Origin of the sequence: Pelomonas sp. SE-A7 (genome assembly GCF_030345705.1) — a bacterium.
In the GTDB taxonomy this organism is placed as follows: Bacteria; Pseudomonadota; Gammaproteobacteria; order Burkholderiales; family Burkholderiaceae_C; genus JAUASW01.
In genome coordinates this window covers 2,359,771-2,379,799 of record NZ_JAUASW010000001.1, presented here as the reverse complement: position 1 = coordinate 2,379,799, position 20,029 = coordinate 2,359,771, and the positions used below count along the sequence as shown (strand labels likewise).

General features: G+C 69.6%; 14 protein-coding genes. 7 read left to right on the top strand and 7 right to left on the bottom strand.

From position 1 onward, the window contains the following. Positions 1–162: 162 nt before the first annotated feature. From QT382_RS10725 to QT382_RS10715, 3 genes are all read left to right on the top strand, one after another. A complete protein-coding gene (locus QT382_RS10725; RefSeq protein WP_289254025.1) occupies positions 163–1,335 on the top strand; it encodes an NF038122 family metalloprotease in 1,173 nt (390 codons plus the stop codon). 100 nt (positions 1,336–1,435) lie between these two features. After that, the gene (locus QT382_RS10720; protein WP_289254024.1) at positions 1,436–2,026 is read left to right on the top strand and encodes a response regulator; all 591 of its coding nucleotides are present in this window, start codon (positions 1,436–1,438) and stop codon (positions 2,024–2,026) included. Then, positions 2,016–3,188 (top strand): sensor histidine kinase, encoded by a 1,173-nt coding sequence (locus tag QT382_RS10715; protein WP_289254023.1) that lies wholly within the window; start codon positions 2,016–2,018, stop codon positions 3,186–3,188. Before QT382_RS10720 ends, QT382_RS10715 begins: the two co-directional genes overlap by 11 nt. Before the next feature lie 8 nt (positions 3,189–3,196). On the opposite strand, the gene QT382_RS10710 is transcribed toward QT382_RS10715, so the two are convergent. The 3 genes from QT382_RS10710 to QT382_RS10700 all read right to left on the bottom strand — a co-directional run bounded on the left by QT382_RS10710 (position 3,197) and on the right by QT382_RS10700 (position 5,507). Next, positions 3,197–3,982, bottom strand: a complete 786-nt coding sequence (locus tag QT382_RS10710) for a transporter substrate-binding domain-containing protein (protein ID WP_289254022.1) — start codon at positions 3,980–3,982, stop codon at positions 3,197–3,199. 70 nt (positions 3,983–4,052) lie between these two features. Next, on the bottom strand, positions 4,053–5,075 hold the full coding sequence (locus QT382_RS10705; protein ID WP_289254021.1) for an NAD(P)H-dependent flavin oxidoreductase: 1,023 nt from the start codon (positions 5,073–5,075) through the stop codon (positions 4,053–4,055). A 21-nt stretch (positions 5,076–5,096) separates the two neighbouring features. Beyond that, the gene (locus tag QT382_RS10700) at positions 5,097–5,507 is read right to left on the bottom strand and encodes a response regulator (RefSeq protein ID WP_289254020.1); all 411 of its coding nucleotides are present in this window, start codon (positions 5,505–5,507) and stop codon (positions 5,097–5,099) included. Between the two features lie 191 nt (positions 5,508–5,698). Here QT382_RS10700 and uvrA point away from each other — a divergent pair, with 191 nt between their 5' ends. The 3 genes from uvrA to QT382_RS10685 all read left to right on the top strand — a co-directional run bounded on the left by uvrA (position 5,699) and on the right by QT382_RS10685 (position 14,543). Continuing rightward, a complete protein-coding gene (gene uvrA, locus QT382_RS10695; RefSeq protein ID WP_289254019.1) occupies positions 5,699–11,416 on the top strand; it encodes an excinuclease ABC subunit UvrA in 5,718 nt (1,905 codons plus the stop codon). A 62-nt stretch (positions 11,417–11,478) separates the two neighbouring features. Beyond that, positions 11,479–13,041: an HD domain-containing phosphohydrolase gene (locus QT382_RS10690; protein ID WP_289254018.1), complete on the top strand. Its 1,563-nt coding sequence runs from the start codon at positions 11,479–11,481 to the stop codon at positions 13,039–13,041. Between the two features lie 92 nt (positions 13,042–13,133). Then, positions 13,134–14,543, top strand: coding sequence for an amidase (locus QT382_RS10685; RefSeq protein ID WP_289254017.1), 1,410 nt, complete (start codon positions 13,134–13,136; stop codon positions 14,541–14,543). On the opposite strand, the gene QT382_RS10680 is transcribed toward QT382_RS10685, so the two are convergent. Beyond that, a complete protein-coding gene (locus tag QT382_RS10680; RefSeq protein ID WP_289254016.1) occupies positions 14,540–14,965 on the bottom strand; it encodes a PH domain-containing protein in 426 nt (141 codons plus the stop codon). The two genes, QT382_RS10685 and QT382_RS10680, sit on opposite strands and share 4 nt — an antisense overlap. A 54-nt stretch (positions 14,966–15,019) precedes the next feature. Next, complete coding sequence (locus QT382_RS10675) at positions 15,020–15,409, bottom strand: VOC family protein (protein WP_289254015.1); 390 nt, start codon at positions 15,407–15,409, stop codon at positions 15,020–15,022. 83 nt (positions 15,410–15,492) lie between these two features. On the opposite strand from QT382_RS10675, the gene QT382_RS10670 reads away from it, so the two are divergent. Beyond that, positions 15,493–16,767: a low temperature requirement protein A gene (locus QT382_RS10670; protein ID WP_289254014.1), complete on the top strand. Its 1,275-nt coding sequence runs from the start codon at positions 15,493–15,495 to the stop codon at positions 16,765–16,767. 9 nt (positions 16,768–16,776) lie between these two features. On the opposite strand, the gene QT382_RS10665 is transcribed toward QT382_RS10670, so the two are convergent. Both QT382_RS10665 and QT382_RS10660 read right to left on the bottom strand, forming a co-directional pair. Beyond that, complete coding sequence (locus QT382_RS10665; RefSeq protein ID WP_289254013.1) at positions 16,777–17,892, bottom strand: S-(hydroxymethyl)glutathione dehydrogenase/class III alcohol dehydrogenase; 1,116 nt, start codon at positions 17,890–17,892, stop codon at positions 16,777–16,779. A 3-nt stretch (positions 17,893–17,895) separates the two neighbouring features. After that, positions 17,896–20,028, bottom strand: a complete 2,133-nt coding sequence (locus QT382_RS10660; RefSeq protein WP_289254012.1) for a xanthine dehydrogenase family protein molybdopterin-binding subunit — start codon at positions 20,026–20,028, stop codon at positions 17,896–17,898. Between the last annotated feature and the right edge of the window lies 1 nt (position 20,029).

Genomic DNA, 20,029 nt, shown 5'->3' with positions numbered 1-20,029 from the left:
ATTCCGGACAGCGGTTCCCTGACCGATGTTGGGCTAGCTCAGCCGGCCCCGGTCTGTCCAGGCCGGACACCCGGATGAGGGGGTGGCAGTGTTTTTCCCTCGTTTGCCCACGGATTGTGCGAATAGCATCCGCCGACCAAAAAACTAGGGCTGGAGTCCACCTTGTCGCGCACGTTTTCTTCTTTCAAGACCTCACTGATCGCAGCCTCGGTGGCTGCTGCTGCCGCGCTTTTTGCCGGTCCGGCCAGTGCCGTGGAGATCGTTCTCCATGACCTGGGTGGCAATGCCGCCGTGACCGGTACCAAGGCCGAGAAGGGCTTCAAGATCGCTGCCAAGTACTGGGAGTCGGTGCTGACCAACGACGCCAAGATCGAGATCAACGTGGGTTACGCCAAGCTGGACCCGGGGGTGCTCGGCGGCACCAACTCCAACTTGCTGGAGTTCCTGCCCATCGATGCCTACTACGGGGCCCTGGCCGCCACCGGGAACAGTGCTCTGGATGCCCTGGCTGTGAGCAACCTCTCGCCGCTGAATGTGAACGGTGGCGTGTCGGCCCTGGTGCCGGGCTACCTGACGCCGGGCCTGGGCATCGACGTCAGCGCCGGCAAGCGCCTCGCACCGGACGATGCGATCAACAGCACCCTGGCCCTGACCACCGCCAATGCCAAGGCACTGGGCGCGAACTTCGCACCGGGCACCATCGATGCCCGCATCCTGTTCTCCAACCAGTACGCCTTCGACTTCGACCCGACCGACGGCATCAAGTCGGGCTACATCGACTTCGTCGGCGTGGCGATCCATGAGATCGGCCATGCGCTGGGCTTCGTCAGCGGTGCCGACGACTTCGACTATTCCGACGGCTATGGGGGCCGGGTGGACGGCGCCTGGTGGGCCTACGGCCTCGACATGTTCCGCTACGGCGCACCCGGCCAGCTGGACTGGGCGCCCGTGACCGACGCGTATTTCTCGCTCGATGGCGGCGTCTCGGCCTTCTACGGCGGCTACTTCTCGACCGGCCCGATCAACGGCGACGGCAACCAGGCCTCGCACTGGAAGGAACCCAACCAGCAGGCCCCATGCTCCAACTTCCTCGGCACGATGAACCCCTACATCTGCGGCGGCAAGATGGACGAGGTGTCGGCCCTGGACCTGGCAGCCTTCGATGCCATCGGCTGGAACACCAGCGTGGACGTGATGGCCAACCCGCAGTACCTGCGCAGCACGGCCGACATCTACGCCGAGTTCAATGTGCCCGAGCCCTCGACCATGGCCCTGCTGGGGCTCGGCCTGGCCGGCCTGGCCTTCGGCTCGCGGCGTCGCGCCGGCAAGGCCTGACCCAAGGCTGACCGGCAGGGCGGACGTCGCGAGGCGTCCGCCCTGTTCGTTTCCGGACGCTCCCCTGACCAGTGCGGCAGCTGCCTGCGATGATGCGCGCGTGAACGGCCCCGTTGCTTCCCACTCGTCCATCCTGCTGCTCGACGACGACCCCGACGTGGGGCTCGCCGCGCAACTGCTTTTGCAGCGCCGTGTGGCGCCGCTGCACTGCCTGCGTCGCCCGGCCGAACTGCCGGCCGCGCTGGAGCGCCTGCAGCCGGGTCTGCTGCTGCTGGACATGAACTTCGGCCCCGGCCGCACCGACGGCGAGCAAGGCCTGCGCCTGCTGTCGGAAGCACTGGCGCGGCCGAAGCCGCCGCGCGTGGTCGTGATGACCGCCTATGCGGAGATCGAACTGGCGGTGCAGGCCCTGCGCCGCGGCGCCTTCGACTTCATCACCAAGCCCTGGGACAACGTGCGCCTGGTGGCGACCTGCCGCGAGGCCTTGCAGGGCAGCGTCGAGTCCGAGACCACGACGACGACGGCGAGCCTTGAATCGATGGCCGGCAGCCCGCGCTCGCTGGCGGCGCAGGAGCGGGCCGCCCTGGTGGCGGCCGTGGCAGCCTCTGAAGGCAATCTCAGCGAGGCGGCGCGCCAGCTGGGGCTGTCGCGCGCAGCCCTGTATCGAAGGCTGGAGAAGCATGGGCTCTGAAGCCTGGCGTCTGCTCGCCGCAGCGCTGTGCTGGAGTGCCGCCGGCGCCACTGTGGCCTGGGCCGGCGGCAGCTCGCGCGGATGGGTCAGTGGCGCGGTACTGGCCCTTGTGGGCCTGGCGTCGGCCTGGCCGCTGCGCGCTCGGCGCGAGCCGGTGCTGCTGCCCTCGGCGGAACCCGAGCCGCGGCGATCACCCGATCTGGAGCTGCTGCTGCAGACCCGGCTCGAGCATCTGCCGGTCGCGGCCTGGGTGCTCGAAGGCGAGCGCCTGCAACCCCTGAGCAGCCGCGCGCGCCGCCTCGCGGCGCCCGGCGGCGTGCGCGATGCCAGGGCCCTGCAGACCCTGCTGCGCGAGGCTACGAGCAGCGGCCCGGTCCTGCTCGATACCGAACGCGGTGCCGAGCGCTGGCTGCTGCGCCGCCAGCCGCTGTCCATCGCCGGTCGTGCCGAGATGCTGCTGGCCCTGGTGCCCTTGGAGCATGAGCTGGAGACCGAGTCGCTGCAGGCCTGGCAGCAGCTGGTGCAGGTGCTGACCCACGAGATCATGAATTCGCTGACGCCCATCCAGAGCCTCAGCCAGACGGCGCGGCAGCTGCTCGACGAACCGGACGCGGCCGACGAGCTGCGCCTCGCGCTGGATGCCATCGCCCATCGCGCCGAAAGCCTGGCCGGCTTCGTCGCCACCTACCGCCAGGTCAGCCGCTGGCCGGCACCGCAGCTGGCACCGGTGGACCTGGGCCTGCTCTTCGCTCGCCTGCAGCAGGCTATTGCGCCGGCCTGGGCCGCACGCGGTGGCGAGGCCCGCTTCGAAGTGGGGCAGACCCAGGGCCTGCGCCTGATGGCGGACGAAGGCCAGCTGGAACAGGCCCTGCTGGCCCTGCTCAGCAATGCCGAGCAGGCCACGGCCGGGCTGCGCCAGCCGCGGGTCTGGCTGCAGGCCCACCAGGGCCGCGGCGGTCGGCTGATGCTCAGCGTGCGCGACAACGGCCCCGGGGTGCCGGCCGGGCTGGAGCGCCAGATCTTCCTGCCCTTCTTCAGCGCCCGCGAGGGCGGCCAGGGCATAGGCCTGACCGTGGTGCGCCAGCTGGTCAACGGCATGGGCGGCCGCGTGCGCCATGTGCGGCCGGTCGAAGGCGGGGCGGGCTTCGTGCTGGTGTTCTGAGCCTGGGCTCAGTCGCGCATGAACTCGGGCTGTTCCCTGAGCTTGGCCAGGGCGTTCCAGAAGCGCTCTATCAACGGAGCGAGGCTGGCCGAGGGCTTGCTGATGGTCACCACGTAGAAGTCCTGGCGCTGCAGCGGCCGCGGCATCACGACCAGCGGCTTGGTGGTGGGATCGGCCAGGGCCATCTCCATTTCTTCCTGCAGGCCCAGCACCACGTCGACCCGGCCTACGGCCAGCATGCGCAGCACGGCCGCTGCCGTGATGGCCTTGTCGTCCACGTCGTAGCCGAGCTGGGCCGCGGACGAGGAGGCGATGCGCTGGCTGGCCCGGGTGCCGACCAGCAGCGGCCGGTTCTTGGGCAGCTCGCCCACCATCTGCTTGCCGTCCCAGTCGAGGCGGCTTTCGGGCCGGCGCAGCCAGACCAGGTTCAGGCGGGCCATCCTGCGCTCGGGGTCGAGCACACCGGCCTTCATGGGGAACTGGTACTCGATCAGGTTTTCGGGCGTCACGCCGGCGAGGATGAAGTCGCTGTCGCCGGCCTGCATCATCTGGCGGCAGCGGCGGAACGGGTAGCGTTGCAGCACCACGCCCAGGTCCAGCGCGCGCCCGGCCTCGACCATCAACCGCTCGGCGCGGCCCAGGTGTTTGGGGTCGTTGTTCAGGTAGGGCGGGATGGCGGAATCGCCGATGCAGATGCGCAGCAGCCGCGGACTCTCGCCATTGGGAGCTTGTGCCCGGGGGGCACTTGCTGCAAGGCAAAGCAGGACCAGCAGCACCAGGGCTCTGATGGGCATGGCCGGCAACATGGTGCCGAGCATAGGCCTGCGGCCTGCGCGCCGGCAAGGTCTGTCACCGGCCCAGGGGTCAGGGCGCCAGCGAGCGGGTCAATTCACCGGCCGGCACAGGCCGGCAGCCGCTCAGGTTCTGGCCGGCCCACAGCGGCGAGAAGTCACCCTTGCCGCGGGCCTCGGCCGCAGCGCGCAGCGGTGCAATCGCCGAAGTGGCCAGCGGGAACTCGGGCACCGGCTCGGACATCGGCCCCAGTTCGCGCATCAGCCGGTTGACGATGCCGCGCGCTGGGCGGCCGGTGAACAAATGCGTCAGCGTTGTATGGCCGGCCGCGGGGCTCTGCAGCGCGGCGCGGTGGATGGCGCTGGTCTCGCATTCGTCGCAGAGCAGGTAGGCGCTGCCGACCTGCGCGGCCGAGGCGCCCAGGGCAAGGGCGGCCCTCACGCCGGCCGCGTCGGCAATGCCGCCGGCCGCGATCACCGGCACTTTCACGGCGGCGACGACCTGGGGCAGCAAGGCGAACAGGCCCTGCTGGCGGCTGAGGTCGGGGCTGAGGAAATGGCCGCGATGGCCGCCGGCCTCCAGACCCTGGGCGATCACGGCGTCGGCGCCATGCTCCTCCAGCCAGCGCGCCTCTTCCACGGTGGTGGCCGTGGACAGCACCATGGCGCCCCATTGCTTGACGCGGGCCAGCAGCAGCGGATCGGGCAGGCCGAAATGGAAGCTCAGCACCGGCGGCTTGAATTCGGCGATCAGCTCGGCCAGCTCGGCGCTGAACGGCGCACGGCCCGGGCCGTGGGGGATGCTGGCCGCGGCTATGCCATGTTCGGCGTAGTAGGGGCCGAGCCGGCTCAGCCATTGCGCCTCGCGCTCGGCATTGGGTGGCGGAGGCCGGTGGCAGAAGAAGTTGAGATTGAAGGGCTTGTCGGTGGCCGCGCGCAGGGCCTGCAACTCGGCGCGCAGGCGGTCGGGGCTGAGCATGGCCGCCGGCAGCGAGCCTATGGCGCCGGCCTGGCAGACCGCGATGGCCAGGCGGCTGGTCTGCGACCCGGCCATCGGGGCCTGGATCAGTGGCAGCTCGCAACCCAGCCAGCTCATGGTGTGGCGCCTACCCGGGGGTCAGTCGTTGCCGCCCGGCAGCTTGAGCCAGCGTGACAAACGGTTGCGCAGCGCGGCGAAGTCCAGCGGCTTGGTCAGGTGCTCGTCCATGCCGGCGTTCATGCTGGCCAGCACGTCGGTCTCCAGCGCATGGGCGGTCAGCGCGAGGATGGGGAAATGCGCCATCTGGCCCTGGCGCTGCAGCTCGCGCAGCCGGCGCGCGCATTCCAGGCCGTCCATGCCCGGCATCTGAATGTCCATCAGCACCAGGTCCGGCGCCTTGAAGCGGCATTGCTCCATCGCTTCCAGGCCGTCCTGGGCCAGGCGGCTCTGCAGTCCCATCAGCTTGAGGAACTCCAGGGCCACGACCTGGTTGATCGGGTTGTCCTCGACCAGCAGGACTTCGGCTTCGGCTTGGACGGCGACGGACATCATGGTGGCTGCATTCTCGCGATTCGGCGCTTCCTCGGTGGCGTCGAGGATACCAAGGGTTGCAAGGGTTAACCCTTGAGATGCCTGCTGCCACCCTTTGTCAGGAGCCTGGGGCCCGGCAGCGGCAAGGCCTTGCAGGCCTTCCTAGAATGCCTGTCCTCCGTTGGTCCAGCCTAACCCGTACCACCAAGATGTCCGAAGGTCAGATCCGCATCCGGGGCGCCCGGCAGCACAACCTCAAGAACCTCGACCTGGACATCGCCACCGGCGAGCTGACCGTGGTCACCGGGCCCAGTGGCTCGGGCAAGTCCAGCCTGGTGTTCGACACCCTGTATGCCGAGGGGCAGCGCCGCTATGTCGAGACCTTCTCGGCCTATGCCCGCCAGTTCCTGGACCGCATGGACCGGCCGGCGGTGGACAAGGTCGAGGGCGTGCCCCCGGCCATCGCCATCGACCAGACCAATCCGGTGCGCACCAGCCGTTCCACGGTCGGCACCATGACCGAGCTGAACGACCACCTGAAGCTCTTGTTCGCCCGCGCGGCGGCCTTGTATGACAAGCAGACCGCGCTGCCGGTGCGGCACGACACGGCGCAGACCATCTATGCCGAGCTGCTGGAGCGGACGAAGGCTGCAGATCCGCGCCTGGTGCTGACCTTCCCGGTCGAGCTGCCGGCCAACACCACGGCCGATCAGGTCGAGCAATGGCTGTCGGCCAGCGGCTTCACCCGGGTGCAGGCCGAGCGTCAGGTGGGCGAGCGCAAGATCCTCGACGTGGTGGCGGACCGCTTCCGCCTGCAGGGCGCCGACAAGCAGCGCGCCATGGAGGCCATCGAGCTGGGCCTGAAGCGCGGCAGTGGCCGTCTCACGGTCTACGTATTGCAGGAAGAAGGCGAACCGCTGGTGTGGAAATACTCCACCGGCCTGCACTGCCCCGAGAGCGATCTGCGCTATGCCGATCCGCAGCCGCCGCTGTTCTCGTTCAACTCGGCCATGGGCGCCTGCGAGACCTGCCGCGGCTTCGGCCGCGTCATCGGGGTCGACATGGGCCTGGTGATTCCGGACGAGAAGAATACGCTGCGCAGCGGCGCGATCAAGCCCATGCAGACGCCGGCCTGGAAGGAATGCCAGGACGACCTGATCAAGTACGCCGGCGAGGCCGGCATTCCGCGCGACACCGCCTGGAACCAGCTGACGCAGGCCCAGCGCGACTGGGTGGTGGGCGGCTCGCCGAACTGGAACGGCAACTGGAACAAGCAGTGGTACGGCATCAAGCGCTTCTTCGAATACCTGGAGAGCAAGACCTACAAGATGCACATCCGGGTGCTGCTGTCCAAGTACCGCAGCTACACCGAATGCCCGGCCTGCCGCGGTGCGCGGCTCAAGACCGAGGCCCTGCTGTGGCGCGTGGGCTCCAAGGCCCTGGCCGACGAGGCGCTGCCGGTCGAGCAGCGCTTCCTGCCCGAAGGCGTGAGCTGGAACCGCAACCAGCTTGAAGCTTTGGATGGTCTGTCGCTGAACGATCTGATGCAGCTGCCGCTGCACCGCTTGCGCCGCTTCATGGACCAGCTGGAGCTGCCGTCCACCATGCTGGACGAGGCGCTGAAGCTGCTGCTGGACGAAATCCGCAACCGGCTCAAATACCTCTGCGACGTGGGCATCGGCTACCTGACGTTGGACCGGCAGAGCCGCACGCTCAGCGGCGGCGAGGTGCAGCGCATCAACCTGACCACGGCCCTGGGCACCTCGCTGGTCAACACGCTGTTCGTGCTGGACGAGCCCAGCATAGGCCTGCATCCGCGCGACATGGACCGCATCGTCCAGGCCATGCACCGCCTGCGCGATGCCGGCAATACCCTGGTCGTGGTCGAGCACGACCCGGCCGTGATGCTGGCGGCCGACCGCCTGATCGACATGGGCCCGGGCCCGGGCGAGAAGGGCGGCGCCATCGTGTTCGACGGCACGCCGGCTCAGATCCGCTCAGCCGACACGCTCACCGGCGCCTACCTCGGCGCTCGCAAGCAGGTGGGCATGGGCATCAAGCGCATCGTCGATGGCGGCACGCCCAAGCTGATCTTGCAGGGGGTGCGCGAGCACAACCTGAAGAACGTCACCGTCGAGTTCCCGCTGCAGAAGATGGTGGCGGTGACCGGCGTCTCCGGCTCCGGCAAGAGCACGCTGATGCAGGACGTGCTCTACCCGGCCCTGGCCCGGCATTTCGGCCAGGCCACCGAGGCGCCGGGTGCGCATGAGCAGCTGCTGGGCGCGGACTGGCTGGCCGATGCGGTCTTCGTCGACCAGTCGCCGATTGGCAAGACGGCGCGCTCCAACCCGGCTTCCTATGTCGGCGCCTTCGACGAGATCCGCAAGCGCTTCGCCGATGCGCCTGTGGCTCGTGAGCGCAGCTACACGGCCGGCTACTTCTCCTTCAATGCCGGCGATGGCCGCTGCCCCACCTGCGGCGGCTCGGGCTTCGAGCATGTGGAGATGCAGTTCCTGTCCGACGTCTACCTGCGCTGCCCTGACTGCGACGGCAAGCGCTTCCGCGCCGAGATTCTCGACGTCAAGATCGAGCGCGACGCATGTGAAATGAGCGTGTCCGACGTGCTGGAGCTGACGGTCAGCGAAGCGGTGCATCTGTTCCGCAATGACCGGGAGGTGGTCGCCAAGCTGCAGCCCATCGTCGATGTGGGCCTGGAGTATCTGAAGCTGGGCCAGCCCGTGCCCACGCTGTCGGGCGGCGAGGCCCAGCGGCTCAAGCTGGCCGGTTTCCTGGCCGAGGCGGCCACAGCCAAGCCGCGCCAGGCGGTGGCTCGCAAGGGCACCTTGTTCCTGTTCGACGAGCCGACCACCGGCCTGCATTTCGACGACATCGCCAAGCTGATGCGGGCGCTGCGCAAGCTGCTCTCGGCCGGTCATTCGCTGGTCCTGATCGAGCACAACCTCGACGTGATTCGTGCCTCGGACTGGGTGATAGACCTGGGCCCCGAAGGCGGCGAGCAGGGCGGCGAGCTGGTGGCCACGGGCACGCCGGAGGAGCTGAAGGAGCACCCGACTTCGCACACGGCGGCGGCCCTGCGCGACTACGCGCTGCACATGGACCAGCCGGCCACCAAGGTCGAGGAAGGCCTGCCGCTGCAGTACGCGATGCGGCCACGCCGCGCCAAGAGCGGCGACGAGGCGATCCGCATCGTCAATGCCCGCGAGCACAACCTGAAGTCGGTCGACGTCAGCATTCCGCGCGGCAAGTTCAACGTCATCACCGGCGTCTCGGGCTCGGGCAAGAGCACGCTGGCCTTCGACATTCTTTTCAACGAAGGCCAGCGCCGCTATCTGGAGTCGCTGAACGCCTATGCCCGCTCCATCGTGCAGCCGGCGGGCCGGCCCGAGGTCGATGCGGTCTGGGGCATTCCGCCTACCGTGGCCATCGAGCAGCGGCTCAGCCGTGGCGGCCGCAAGAGCACGGTGGCGACGACGACCGAGGTCTGGCATTTCCTGCGCCTGCTCTACGTCAAGCTGGGCGTGCAGCACTGCGTCAAGGACGGCACGCCGGTGCGGCCGCAGAGCGTCGAGTCCATCGCCGCGCAATTGCTGCGCGACTACCGCGGTCAGCATGTGGGCCTGCTGGCGCCGCTGGTGGTCAACCGCAAGGGCCTCTACACCGACCTGGCCAAATGGGCCAAGGGCCGCGGCTACACGCATCTGCGGGTCGATGGCGAATTCCTGCCCACCTCGCCCTGGCCGCGGCTGGACCGCTTCAAGGAGCACACGCTGGAGCTGCCGGTCGGCGACCTGGTGATTGAGCCGGCCAGGGAAGTCGAGCTGCGCGAGCTGCTGGCCAAGGCTCTGGACCTGGGCAAGGGCGTCTTGCATCTGCTGAGCCCGCTGGACCGGCTGAACCAGGCGATTGCCGATGCCCGCTCGACCGTGGGCATAGGTGAGACCAAGGTGTTCTCGACCAAGCGTGCCTGCCCGACTTGCGGCGACAGCTACGCCGAGCTGGACCCGCGCATGTTCTCGTACAACAGCAAGCATGGCTGGTGCCCGCATTGCGTGGGGACAGGTCTTGCCTTGACCCGCGAGCAGCGCAAGGCGCTGGACGATACGCAGCAGGACAAGGACAACCGCGGGCGGGAGCAGAGCTTCCCGGCCGAGGAGACCGAGATTGAAGGGCTGGCCGACCAGCCCTGCCCGGAATGCAGTGGCGCCCGGCTCAATGCTTCGGCCCGCTCGGTGACCTTCGAGTCGCAGGGCATTGCCGACGTGGCCGGCTGGAGCGTGGGCGAGGCCCGGGCCTGGATAGAAGGCCTGAAGCTGACGGGCCGCGATGCCGATATCGCCCGCGACGTGGTCTCCGAGATCCGCGGCCGGCTGGAGTTCCTGGAGGAAGTGGGCCTGGGCTACCTGACCCTGGACCGCGCGGCCCCCACGCTGTCCGGCGGCGAGGCTCAGCGCATCCGCCTGGCGGCCCAGCTTGGCAGCAATCTGCAGGGCGTCTGCTATGTGCTGGACGAGCCCACGATTGGCCTGCATCCGCGCGACAACCAGATCCTGCTCAAGGCCCTGGGCCAGCTGGGCGACAAGGGCAATACCCTGGTCGTGGTCGAGCATGACGAGGACACGATACGCCGCGCCGACCACATCATCGACATAGGCCCCAGCGCCGGCAAACGCGGCGGTCAGGTGGTGGCCCAGGGCTCGGCGGCCGAGCTGGCCTTGCATCCCGATTCCGTGACCGGCCGCTTTCTCGCCAAGCCCTTGCTGCATCCACTGCAAGCGCGGCGAGCCATCGATGCGGACACGCCCAAGCTGCGCGTGCTGGAAGCCAGCCTGCACAACCTGAAGCAAGTGAGCATCGACGTGCCACTGCAGCGCCTGGTGGCCGTGACCGGCGTCTCGGGCTCGGGCAAGAGCACGCTGGCGCGCGACGTGCTGCTGGCCAACATGGCCATGGCCGTGCCGCTGCGCAAGGATCCGTCAGGACCTGGCCCCTCGCCCGCGAGTACACGGGCGGTCCCCCGAGGGGACGCCGCCGCGCTCGGGAGCGGCCCAGCGCGCGGCTGGATAGGCTGCGCCGGCATCGAGGGCCACAAGCAGGTCGACCGGGTGCTCGAGGTCGACCAGACGCCCATAGGCAAGACGCCGCGCAGCTGCCCGGCCACCTACATAGGCTTCTGGGACGCGATCCGCAAGCTGTTCGCCGAGACGCTGGAGTCCAAGGCCCGTGGCTATGCGGCCGGCCGCTTCTCGTTCAACACCGGCGAGGGCCGCTGCCCCGGCTGCGAAGGCCAGGGCATGCAGACCATAGAGATGAGCTTCCTGCCCGATGTGAAGCTGCTCTGCGATCAATGCCATGGCCGGCGCTTCAACCCCGAGACCCTGGGCGTCAGCTGGCGCGGCAAGAGCATTGGCGACGTGCTGGCCATGGAGGTGGACGAGGCGGTGGAGTTCTTCGCCTCCATGCCTTCCATCGCCCATCCGCTGCAATTGCTGAAGGACGTGGGCCTGGGCTATCTGACCCTGGGCCAGCCTTCGCCGACGCTGTCGGGCGGCGAGGCCCAGCGCATCAAGCTGGTGTCCGAGCTGGTCAAGGTGCGCGACGACGTCACGCGCCGCGGCCAGAAGGCGCCGCACACGCTCTATGTGCTGGACGAGCCCACGGTGGGCCTGCACATGGCCGACGTGGAGAAGCTGATACGCGTGCTGCACCGACTCGTGGCCGGCGGCCATTCGGTGGTCGTCATCGAGCATGACCTGGACGTGATCGCCGAGGCCGACTGGGTCATAGACCTGGGGCCGGAAGGCGGAGGCGCGGGCGGCCGGGTCGTCGTGGCGGGCACGCCGGAGGCGGTGGTCCAGGCCGGCACGCACAGCGGCGAGGCCCTGCGACCGGTGCTGGCGCGGGCTTGAGGGCCGTCTTTCCGATCGGCCATTGAGTGCGGCCCGGGCGATGGCTGGGGCATAGTCCGGCCATGAGCCCGCTTCGTCTGCGCTTTGCCGACCTGATGGCCTGCCTGGCCGCGGCCAGCGAGCTGGCCATGGGCCAGGATGCCGACCAGGCCTTGCAGGGCTGTGCCGTGGCGCTGCGCATTGCCCAGGACCGGGGAGTCAGCGGCAGCGAGTTGCGCCAGGTCTACTACCAGGCCCTGCTGCGCTTCATCGGCTGCAATGCCGATACCGGCGTGATGGCCGGCATCGCCGGCGACGTGATCGAGCTGCGGCGCGCGATGGCGCCGCTGGACACGGCCGCCGCTCCCCAGGTGATCGCCGCGCTGGTGCGCCGCATCCGCGCCGCCCATGCGGAGGACTCGGCCATTGCTACGGCCCTGGCCAGCTTGCGCGGCTTGGCGCGCTCGGCCGAATTCGCCCGCGAGATCTTTCCCGGCCATTGCGAGGTGGCCCAGCGCCTGGGCCGGCGCCTGGGCTTCGATGAGCGCTTCGTGACCGGCCTGGGCCAGCTGTTCGCGCGCTGGGATGGCCGGGGCATCCCGGCCGTGGCTGGCGAGGCCATCCTGCCGGCCGTCCGTATCGTCGTGCTGGCTCAGGAGCTGCTGTTGCATGCTCGCCTGGGCGGCCATGCGCGCGCGGCCGAGGTCTTGCGCGAGCGTCGCGGCGGGCAGTTCGAACCGAGCCTGGTCGACCGGGTGCTGGCCCTGGGGCCTGGCCTGATCGAGCAGCTGCCTGCGCGTTGGGATCAGCTGTCGGCGCTGGAGCCGCTGCCGCACGAATGGCTGGAAGGCGAGTCGCTGGAGCAGGCCCTGCTGGTGCTGGCCGACTATGCCGACATCCAGTCGAGCTGGCTGCTGGGCCACAACCGGCGGGTGGCGGACCTGGCGGTCGATGCGGCCCGCAGCCTGGGGCTGGACCTGGATCAGCAGCATCTGCTGCGCTGCGCCGCCCTGGTCCATGACCTGGGGCGCGTGGGCATCTCCACCGAGGTCTGGGACAAGCCCGGGCCGCTGAGCCAGGGCGAGCTGGACCGACTCAGGCTGCATGCGAACTACACGCGCCAGATCCTCGGCCGGGTGGCCTCGCTGGCCCCGCTGGCCGAGCTGGCCGGCGCCGCCCATGAGCGGCTGGACGGCAGCGGCTACGGTCGCTCCATCGATGCCCGTTCATTGACGCTGGCAGCGCGCCTGCTGGCGGCAGCCGACGTGGTGGCGGCGCTGGGCGAGGCGCGACCGCACCGCAATGCGATGGACCTGGCGGCCATTGCAGGCATCGTCGGCGACGAGGTGGCGGCGGGACGGCTGGACCGCGAGGCCACGTCCGCGGTGCTGGCCGTGCTGGGGGCTCGCCTGCAGGCGCCGGTGCCGGCTTCGCGCCTGCCGGCCGGTCTGTCGGAGCGCGAGGCCGAGGTGCTGGTCGAGCTGGCGTCCGGGCGCACCAACAAGGAGATGGCGCGCCGTCTGGGCAGCTCGCCCAAGACCATCGGCCACCAGGTCCAGTCGATCTACCGCAAGGCCGGTGTCCATACCCGCGCGGGCGCCACCTTGTTCGCGCTGGAGCAGGGCCTGCTGCCCCGGCCCCGATAGGGCATTCGCCCGATGCCCGCTGTCCGGGCGCTTCCTAGAGTCTCGGACAGGGGCGCATGAAGCGGCCCGCCGACAACGCCAAGGAGACCGCCATGCAAGACCTCTGGAGACTGCCCGCCCTGGACCTCGCCCGCCATATCGCCAGCCGCGAGCTGAGCGCCGTCGAGGTGGTCGACGCCCACCTGCAGCGCATTGCCGAACTCAACCCGCACCTCAATGCCATCGTCCATGTGCTGGACGGCGAGGCCCGCGCCGCGGCCCGCGCTGCCGACGCCCGGGCCGCGCGGGGCGAGCCGCTGCCGCCGCTGCATGGCGTGCCGTTCACCGTCAAGGCCAACATCGACATGGCCGGCCAGGCCACGACCTGGGGCGTGGCCCCGCTGGCCCATGCCGTGGTGCCGCTGGACGCACCGGTGGTCGAGCGCATGCGCGCGGCCGGCGCCATCCCCATAGGCCGCACCAACCTGCCCGACATGGCACTGCGCGTGCACACCGACAGCAGCCTGCATGGCCTGACGCTCAATCCCTGGAATCCGCAGCGCAGCTGCGCCGGCTCCAGCGGCGGCGAGGCGGTCGCCCTGGCCACCGGCATGGCGGCGCTGGGCCTGGGCAATGACATCGGCGGTTCGCTGCGCAATCCGGCCAGCGCCTGTGGCATCGCTTCGATCCGGCCCTCGTACGGGCGCGTGCCCGACGCCGGCCTGGTGCCGCATGAGGAGCACCTGCTGGCCGTGCAGCTGATGAACGTGCAGGGCCCGATGGCCCGTCGCGTGGCCGACCTGCGGGTGGCGCTGGACGTGATCTCGGGCGCCCATCCGCGCGACCCCGCGTCGCTGGACCTGCCGCCCGCCCGCCGGCGCGGCCCGGTCCGCGTGGCCGTGCTGGCCGAGCCGCCGGGCGGCCGCACCGACCCGGCCATTGCCGCCGTCGTGAGGCGCAGTGCCCAGGCGCTGGCGGCCGCCGGCTACGAGGTCGAGGAGCTGACTCCGCCGCGCTACGAAGAGGCGGTCGCCACCTGGGCGCGGCTGCTGATCGGCGACTTCGGCGCCGTGCTGCCCCAGCTGCTGCCGCTGATGGGCGAGGACGCGCAGCGCTTCCTGGTCACGGCCGGCCAGGGCGTGCCGCCGCTGGACAACCCGCTGGCGATGTCCGGCCTGATGCTGCTGCGCGATGGCATTGCGCGGGCCTGGTCGCAGTTCCTGGATCGGACGCCGCTGATCCTGTCGCCGACCTGGACCCAGCTGCCCTTCGAGCTGGGCTTCGACGTGGCGACGCCCGAGGGCACGGCGGCGACGATAGAGATGATGCGGCCGGTGGTGCCGGCCAACTTGCTGGGCCTGCCCTCGGCCTGCGTGCCGGCCGGCCGCGATGCCGCGACGGGTCTGCCCATCGGCGTGCTGCTGACCGGCGCTCGCTACCAGGACGAGCTGTGCCTGGATGCCGCCGAAGTCATCGAGCGGCAGGGCGCCGTCGTGACGCCGATCGACCCGGTGCGGGCCTAGTTCGAGGCGGCCTGGCCGCCGTCCTGGGCCTCGATGAAGGCCCTGCGGAAGTCCATCGGCGAGGCGATGCCGGTCAGCGGCGCATGCGAGGTGCCGGTGCCCGAGATGACCAGGGTGCCGAAGTCGAAGATGCGGCCCAGCATGCCCTGGTCCACCTGCACGCTCTCGGCCTTGTTCAGGTTGATCTCTATGGTGCTGCGGCGGATGAAGCCGTGCTTGACGATGATGCGCTTGTTGGTGACGGCCAGCTCGACCGACTTGTAGCGCACCCAGGCCACGATGAAGAACACCAGGCCCAGGCCGAAGGCCGGCAGCAGCAGCACGCCCAGGGCGATCAGGTGCCACAGGGCCCACAGGCTGATGTGACCGATGTGGACGATGCGCTCGTCCTTGACCAGGGCGCCTTCTACATAGCTGGACATTCGCGGACCTCGGGAAATATGGGAAGCGGCCGCAGTGTAGACAGCCGCCGGGATCTAGCGATCGCTGGCGGCGAAATTCAGCTCCACGCCATTGCCGGCCGGGTCGCTGAAGAACAGCTGCACCTGGCCGGTCAGCGGCACCTCGCCCACCTCGTAGGCGATGCCGTGGCGGGCCAGGCGCTGCTCGACCTCGCTGCGGCCGCTGCAGTTGAAGGCCGCATGGTCGAAGCTGGCGCGGGCACCCAACTGGCGGACCTCGTCCGGCCGCATCTCGGTCAGGTGCAGCACGTCGCGTCCACCGGCATAGAGCCAGTAGCCGAAGTTGTTGAAGGCGGGCCGCGGGCCGGCCGTGAGTCCGACCACCTCGCAATAGAAGTCGCGCAGCTGGTCGAGCTGAGGCCGCGGGGCGCGCAGGTTGTAGTGGCTGAAGCCGAGGATGCTCATGGCGGCAAGGGGGTGGCTAGGGGGCCGATTCTGCACGCCCTCGGGCCATACTCGGCACCCATCGCAGGGCCAGGAAGACCGGCATGAGCATGAGCAGCCACGACGAACACCGCGCCGAGACCAGCGGCCGCACCCACCGCATCCGCCGGGTCGACGGCCGCGATCCGCATGAGCAGGGCCGCACGGCCACGCCGCTGGAGCTGCTCTACGACCTGGTCTTCGTGGTCGCCATCGGCCAGGCGGCCAACCAGCTGGCCCATCTGCTGGCCGAGGGCCATGTGGGCGCGGCCCTGGGCGGCTTCGGCTTCGCGATGTTTGCCGTGATCTGGGGCTGGATCAACTACTCCTGGTTCGCCTCGGCCTTCGACACCGACGACTGGGCGCACCGCCTGGCCACCATGGTGCAGATGGTGGGCGTCACCGTGATGGGCCTGGGCCTGCCGCGGGTCTTTCATTCGCTGGATGCGGCCGAGGGCATAGACAACGGCGTGGTCGTGGCTGGCTATGTGGTGATGCGCGTGGCCATGCTGTTCCAGTGGCTGCGCGCCGCCCGCCAGGCGCCGCGCTATGCCGCCACCTGCCGCACCTATGTCGCGACCATCGTCATCGCCCAGATCGGCTGGGTGGCCATGGCCTGGATCCCCATGGGCCTGGGGCCGGCGCTGGCGGTCTACGCCTTGCTGCTGGCGATAGAACTGAGCGGCCCCTACCTGGCCGAGACCCGCCACGGCGGCACGCCCTGGCATGCCCACCACATTGCCGAGCGCTACAGCCTGCTGGCCATCATTGCGCTGGGCGAGGGCGTGGTCGGCACCGTGGCCTCGCTGTCGGCCGTGGTCGAGGTCCAGGGCTGGACCCTGGATGCGGTGCTGGTCGTGATCGCCGGCCTGGGGCTCACGTTCGGCATGTGGTGGGCGTACTTCCTGGTCTCGGCCGGCGAGATCCTGCATGCGCGGCGCGAGCGCTCGTTCAAGTGGGGCTACGGCAGCATGCTGGTGTTCGCCGCCATCGCGGCCACCGGCGCCGGCCTGCATGTCGCGGCCCTGGCGATAGAGCACAAGGCCCACATCAGCGCGGTGGCCGTGGTGTTGTCGCTGACGGTGCCGGTGGCGGTCTACCTGCTGACGCTGTACTGGCTCTACAGCGTGTTGTACGCCGAGATGCACTGGTTCCACGGCCTGCTGCTGCTGATCACCGCGGCCGTGCTGGTGGCGGCGCCCCTGGCCGCGGCGGCCGGCTTGTCGATGACGGTCTGCCTCTTGATCGTGATGGCGGCGCCGGCAGTCAGCGTGATCGGCTACGAAGGCTTCGGCTACCGCCATGTGGGCCAGGCCCTGGAGCGCGCGCTGGGCCGCTAGGCCCCGTCCTCAGAAGCTCACCACCGAGCGTATGGACTTGCCTTCGTGCATCAGCTCGAAGGCCTGGTTGATGTCGGTCAGCGGCAAGGTGTGGGTGACGAAGGGCGCCAGCTGGATGCGGCCGGCCATCGCGTCTTCCACCATGCCGGGCAGCTGCGAGCGGCCCTTGACGCCGCCGAAGGCCGTGCCCATCCAGCGCCGGCCGGTGACCAGCTGGAAGGGCCTCGTCGAGATCTCCTGGCCCGCCCCGGCCACGCCGATGATGATGGACTGGCCCCAGCCGCGGTGCGCGCATTCCAGCGCGGCGCGCATCACCTTCACATTGCCAATGCACTCGAAGGAGTGATCGACGCCCCAGCCGGTCATCTCGGTGATGACTTGCTGGATGGGCTTGTCGTGGTCGGCCGGATTGACGCAGTCGGTGGCGCCGAACACCCGGGCCAGCTCGAACTTGGACGGGTTGGTGTCGATGGCGATGATGCGGCCGGCCTGGGCCAGCTTGGCGCCCTGGACCACGGCCAGGCCTATGCCGCCCAGGCCGAACACCGCCACCGTGTCGCCCGGCTGCACCTTGGCCGTGTTCTTGACCGCGCCGAGGCCGGTGGTCACGCCGCAGCCCAGCAGGCAGACCTGCTCCGGGTTGGCCTCGGGATTCACCTTGGCCAGCGAGACCTCGGCCACCACGGTGTACTCGCTGAAGGTGGAGCAGCCCATGTAGTGGTAAAGCGGCTGGCCCTGGTAGGAGAAGCGCGTCGTGCCGTCCGGCATCTGGCCCTTGCCCTGCGTGGCGCGCACGGCCACGCAGAGGTTGGTCTTGCCGCTCTTGCAGAACAGGCATTCGCCGCATTCGGCGGTGTAGAGCGGGATCACATGGTCGCCCGGCTTGACGCTGCTGACGCCTTCGCCGACCTCGACCACCACGCCCGCGCCCTCATGCCCCAGCACCACCGGGAACAGGCCCTCGGGGTCGTCGCCGCTGAGCGTGAAGGCATCGGTGTGGCAGACGCCGGTGTGGGTGATGCGGACCAGCACCTCGCCCTTGCGCGGCGGGGCCACATCGATCTCGACCACCTGCAGCGGCTGGCCCGCCGCAAAGGCCACGGCGGCGCGCGACTTCCTCGTCATCGCTCAGGCCTTCTTGAGCAGGCTGGTGTCTATGGGCAGCTTGCGGATCCGCTTGCCGGTGGCCGCGAAGATGGCATTGGCCACCGCCGGTGCCAGCGGCGGCGTGCCGGGCTCGCCTATGCCGCCGGGATCGGCCTTGCTAGGCATGATGTGGACCTCGACTTGCGGCATCTCGTTCATGCGCACCAGCGGATAGTCGTGGAAGTTGCCCTGCTGGACCTTGCCACCCTCGAAGCTGATCTTGCCGTACAGGGCAGCCGACAGCGCGAAGCAGATGGCGCTCTCGATCTGCCGGGTGATGGTCTGCGGATTGGCGGTCAGGCCGCAGTCCACGGCCGCGACCACGCGGTGCACCTTGGGCGTGCCGTCGCTGGAGACCGAGACCTCGGCCACCTCGGCCACGAAGCTGCCGAAGGCCTCGGCCACGGCGATGCCGCGGTGCCGGCCCGCCGGCAGCGGCTTGCCCCAGCCGGCCTTGGCGGCGGCCAGTTCCAGCACGCCGCGATGGCGCGCATGCTTCTTGGGGTCCAGGTGCTCCAGGCGGAAGGCCAGCGGGTCCTTCTTGGCCGCGGCCGCCAGCTCGTCGATGAAGCTCTCGATGAAGAAAGTGTTCTGCGAATGGCCGACCGAGCGCCAGAACCAGACCTGCGGGCCCGGCTCGGCGCGGCCATAGGCGATGCGCTGGTTGGCGATGCTGTAGGGATGGTCGGCCAGGCCTTCCACCGCCATCGCATCGACGCCGCTCGGCGGTATCTGCATGAAGCCCGAGGCGGCCATGATGGACGGCGAACCCACGTCGGCGCGCAGCAGCGCGATCTGGCCCTTTTCGTCCAGACCGCCTTCGAAGCGCACCAGCGAGGCCGGGCGGTAGAAGCCGGCCGCCATGTCGTCCTCGCGGGTGTAGATCAGCTTGACCGGCCGCTTGCTGAGCTTGGACAGCAGCACGGCATCGATGGTGAAGTCCGGCGCGAAGCGGCGCCCGAAGCCACCGCCCAGCAGCAGGGTGTTGATCTTGACCTTGGCCGGCGTGGCCGAGGCAACCTGGGCCAATATGCCCTGGGCCGGGCCCTGGCTCTGCGTGCCGGCCCAGATCTCGACCTCGTCGCCCCTCACCCAGGCCAGGCAGTTCAGCGGCTCCATGCAGGCATGGGCCAGGTAGGGCACCTCGTACTCGGCCTGCAGCGTGCGTGCGGCGCTGCTGATCGCCATCTTGACGCTGCCCTCGTCCACGGCGATGGCGTCGGCATTGGTGGCGCCGGTGGACAGCAGGTCCGAGACCTTGCTGCCGCCGAGCTGGGCCTTGTCGCCCATGTCCCAAACCACGGCCAGCGCATCGCGGCCCTTCTTGGCGGCCCAGAAGCCGTCGGCCAGCACGGCCACGCCGGAGTCGATGGCGATCACCTGGCGCACGCCCTTGACGGCCTTGGCCGCGGCCTCGTTGAAGCTCTTGGGCTTGATGCCGGCATGCGGCGCGCGGGCCATCACGGCCACCAGCATGCCGTCCACCCGCGCATCGATGCCGAAGCGGGCCGTGCCATTGGTCTTGGCCGGCGTGTCCAGTCGCGGCGTGGGCTTGCCGAGGATCTTGAAGTCGGCGCTGGACTTGAGCAGCGGCTTCTCCGGCACCGGCTGCTCGGCCGCCAGCGCGACCAGGGCGCCGTACGTGATCTTCTGGCCGCCGGGGGCAATGATCTGGCTCTTCTCGCAGCGCAGCTTGTCGGCCGGCAGGCCCCATTTCTTGGCGGCCGCGGCCAGCAGCATCTCGCGCGCCGCGGCACCGGCCTGGCGCACCGGCGTCCAGTGGGCCCGCACCGTGGTCGAGCCGCCGGTGGCCTGCATGCCGAACATCGGGTTGTTGTAGGCCTGGTCCACCGGCGCCTGCTCGACGCTGACCAGCTTCCAGTCCGCCTCCAGCTCCTCGGCGACCAGCATGGGGATGGCGGTCAGCACGCCCTGGCCCATCTCGGCCGAGCCACAGATCACGGTGATGCGGTTGTCCGGCGTGATGCGCAGCCAGGCATTGGGGGCGAAGGTATTGCTCTGCGAAGCGGCGGCAGCGCGTGCCGACAGGGGCAGGGCGAAACCGATGCTGAGGGCGGCACCGGACTCGAGGAATTCGCGGCGGTCCAGCTTCATC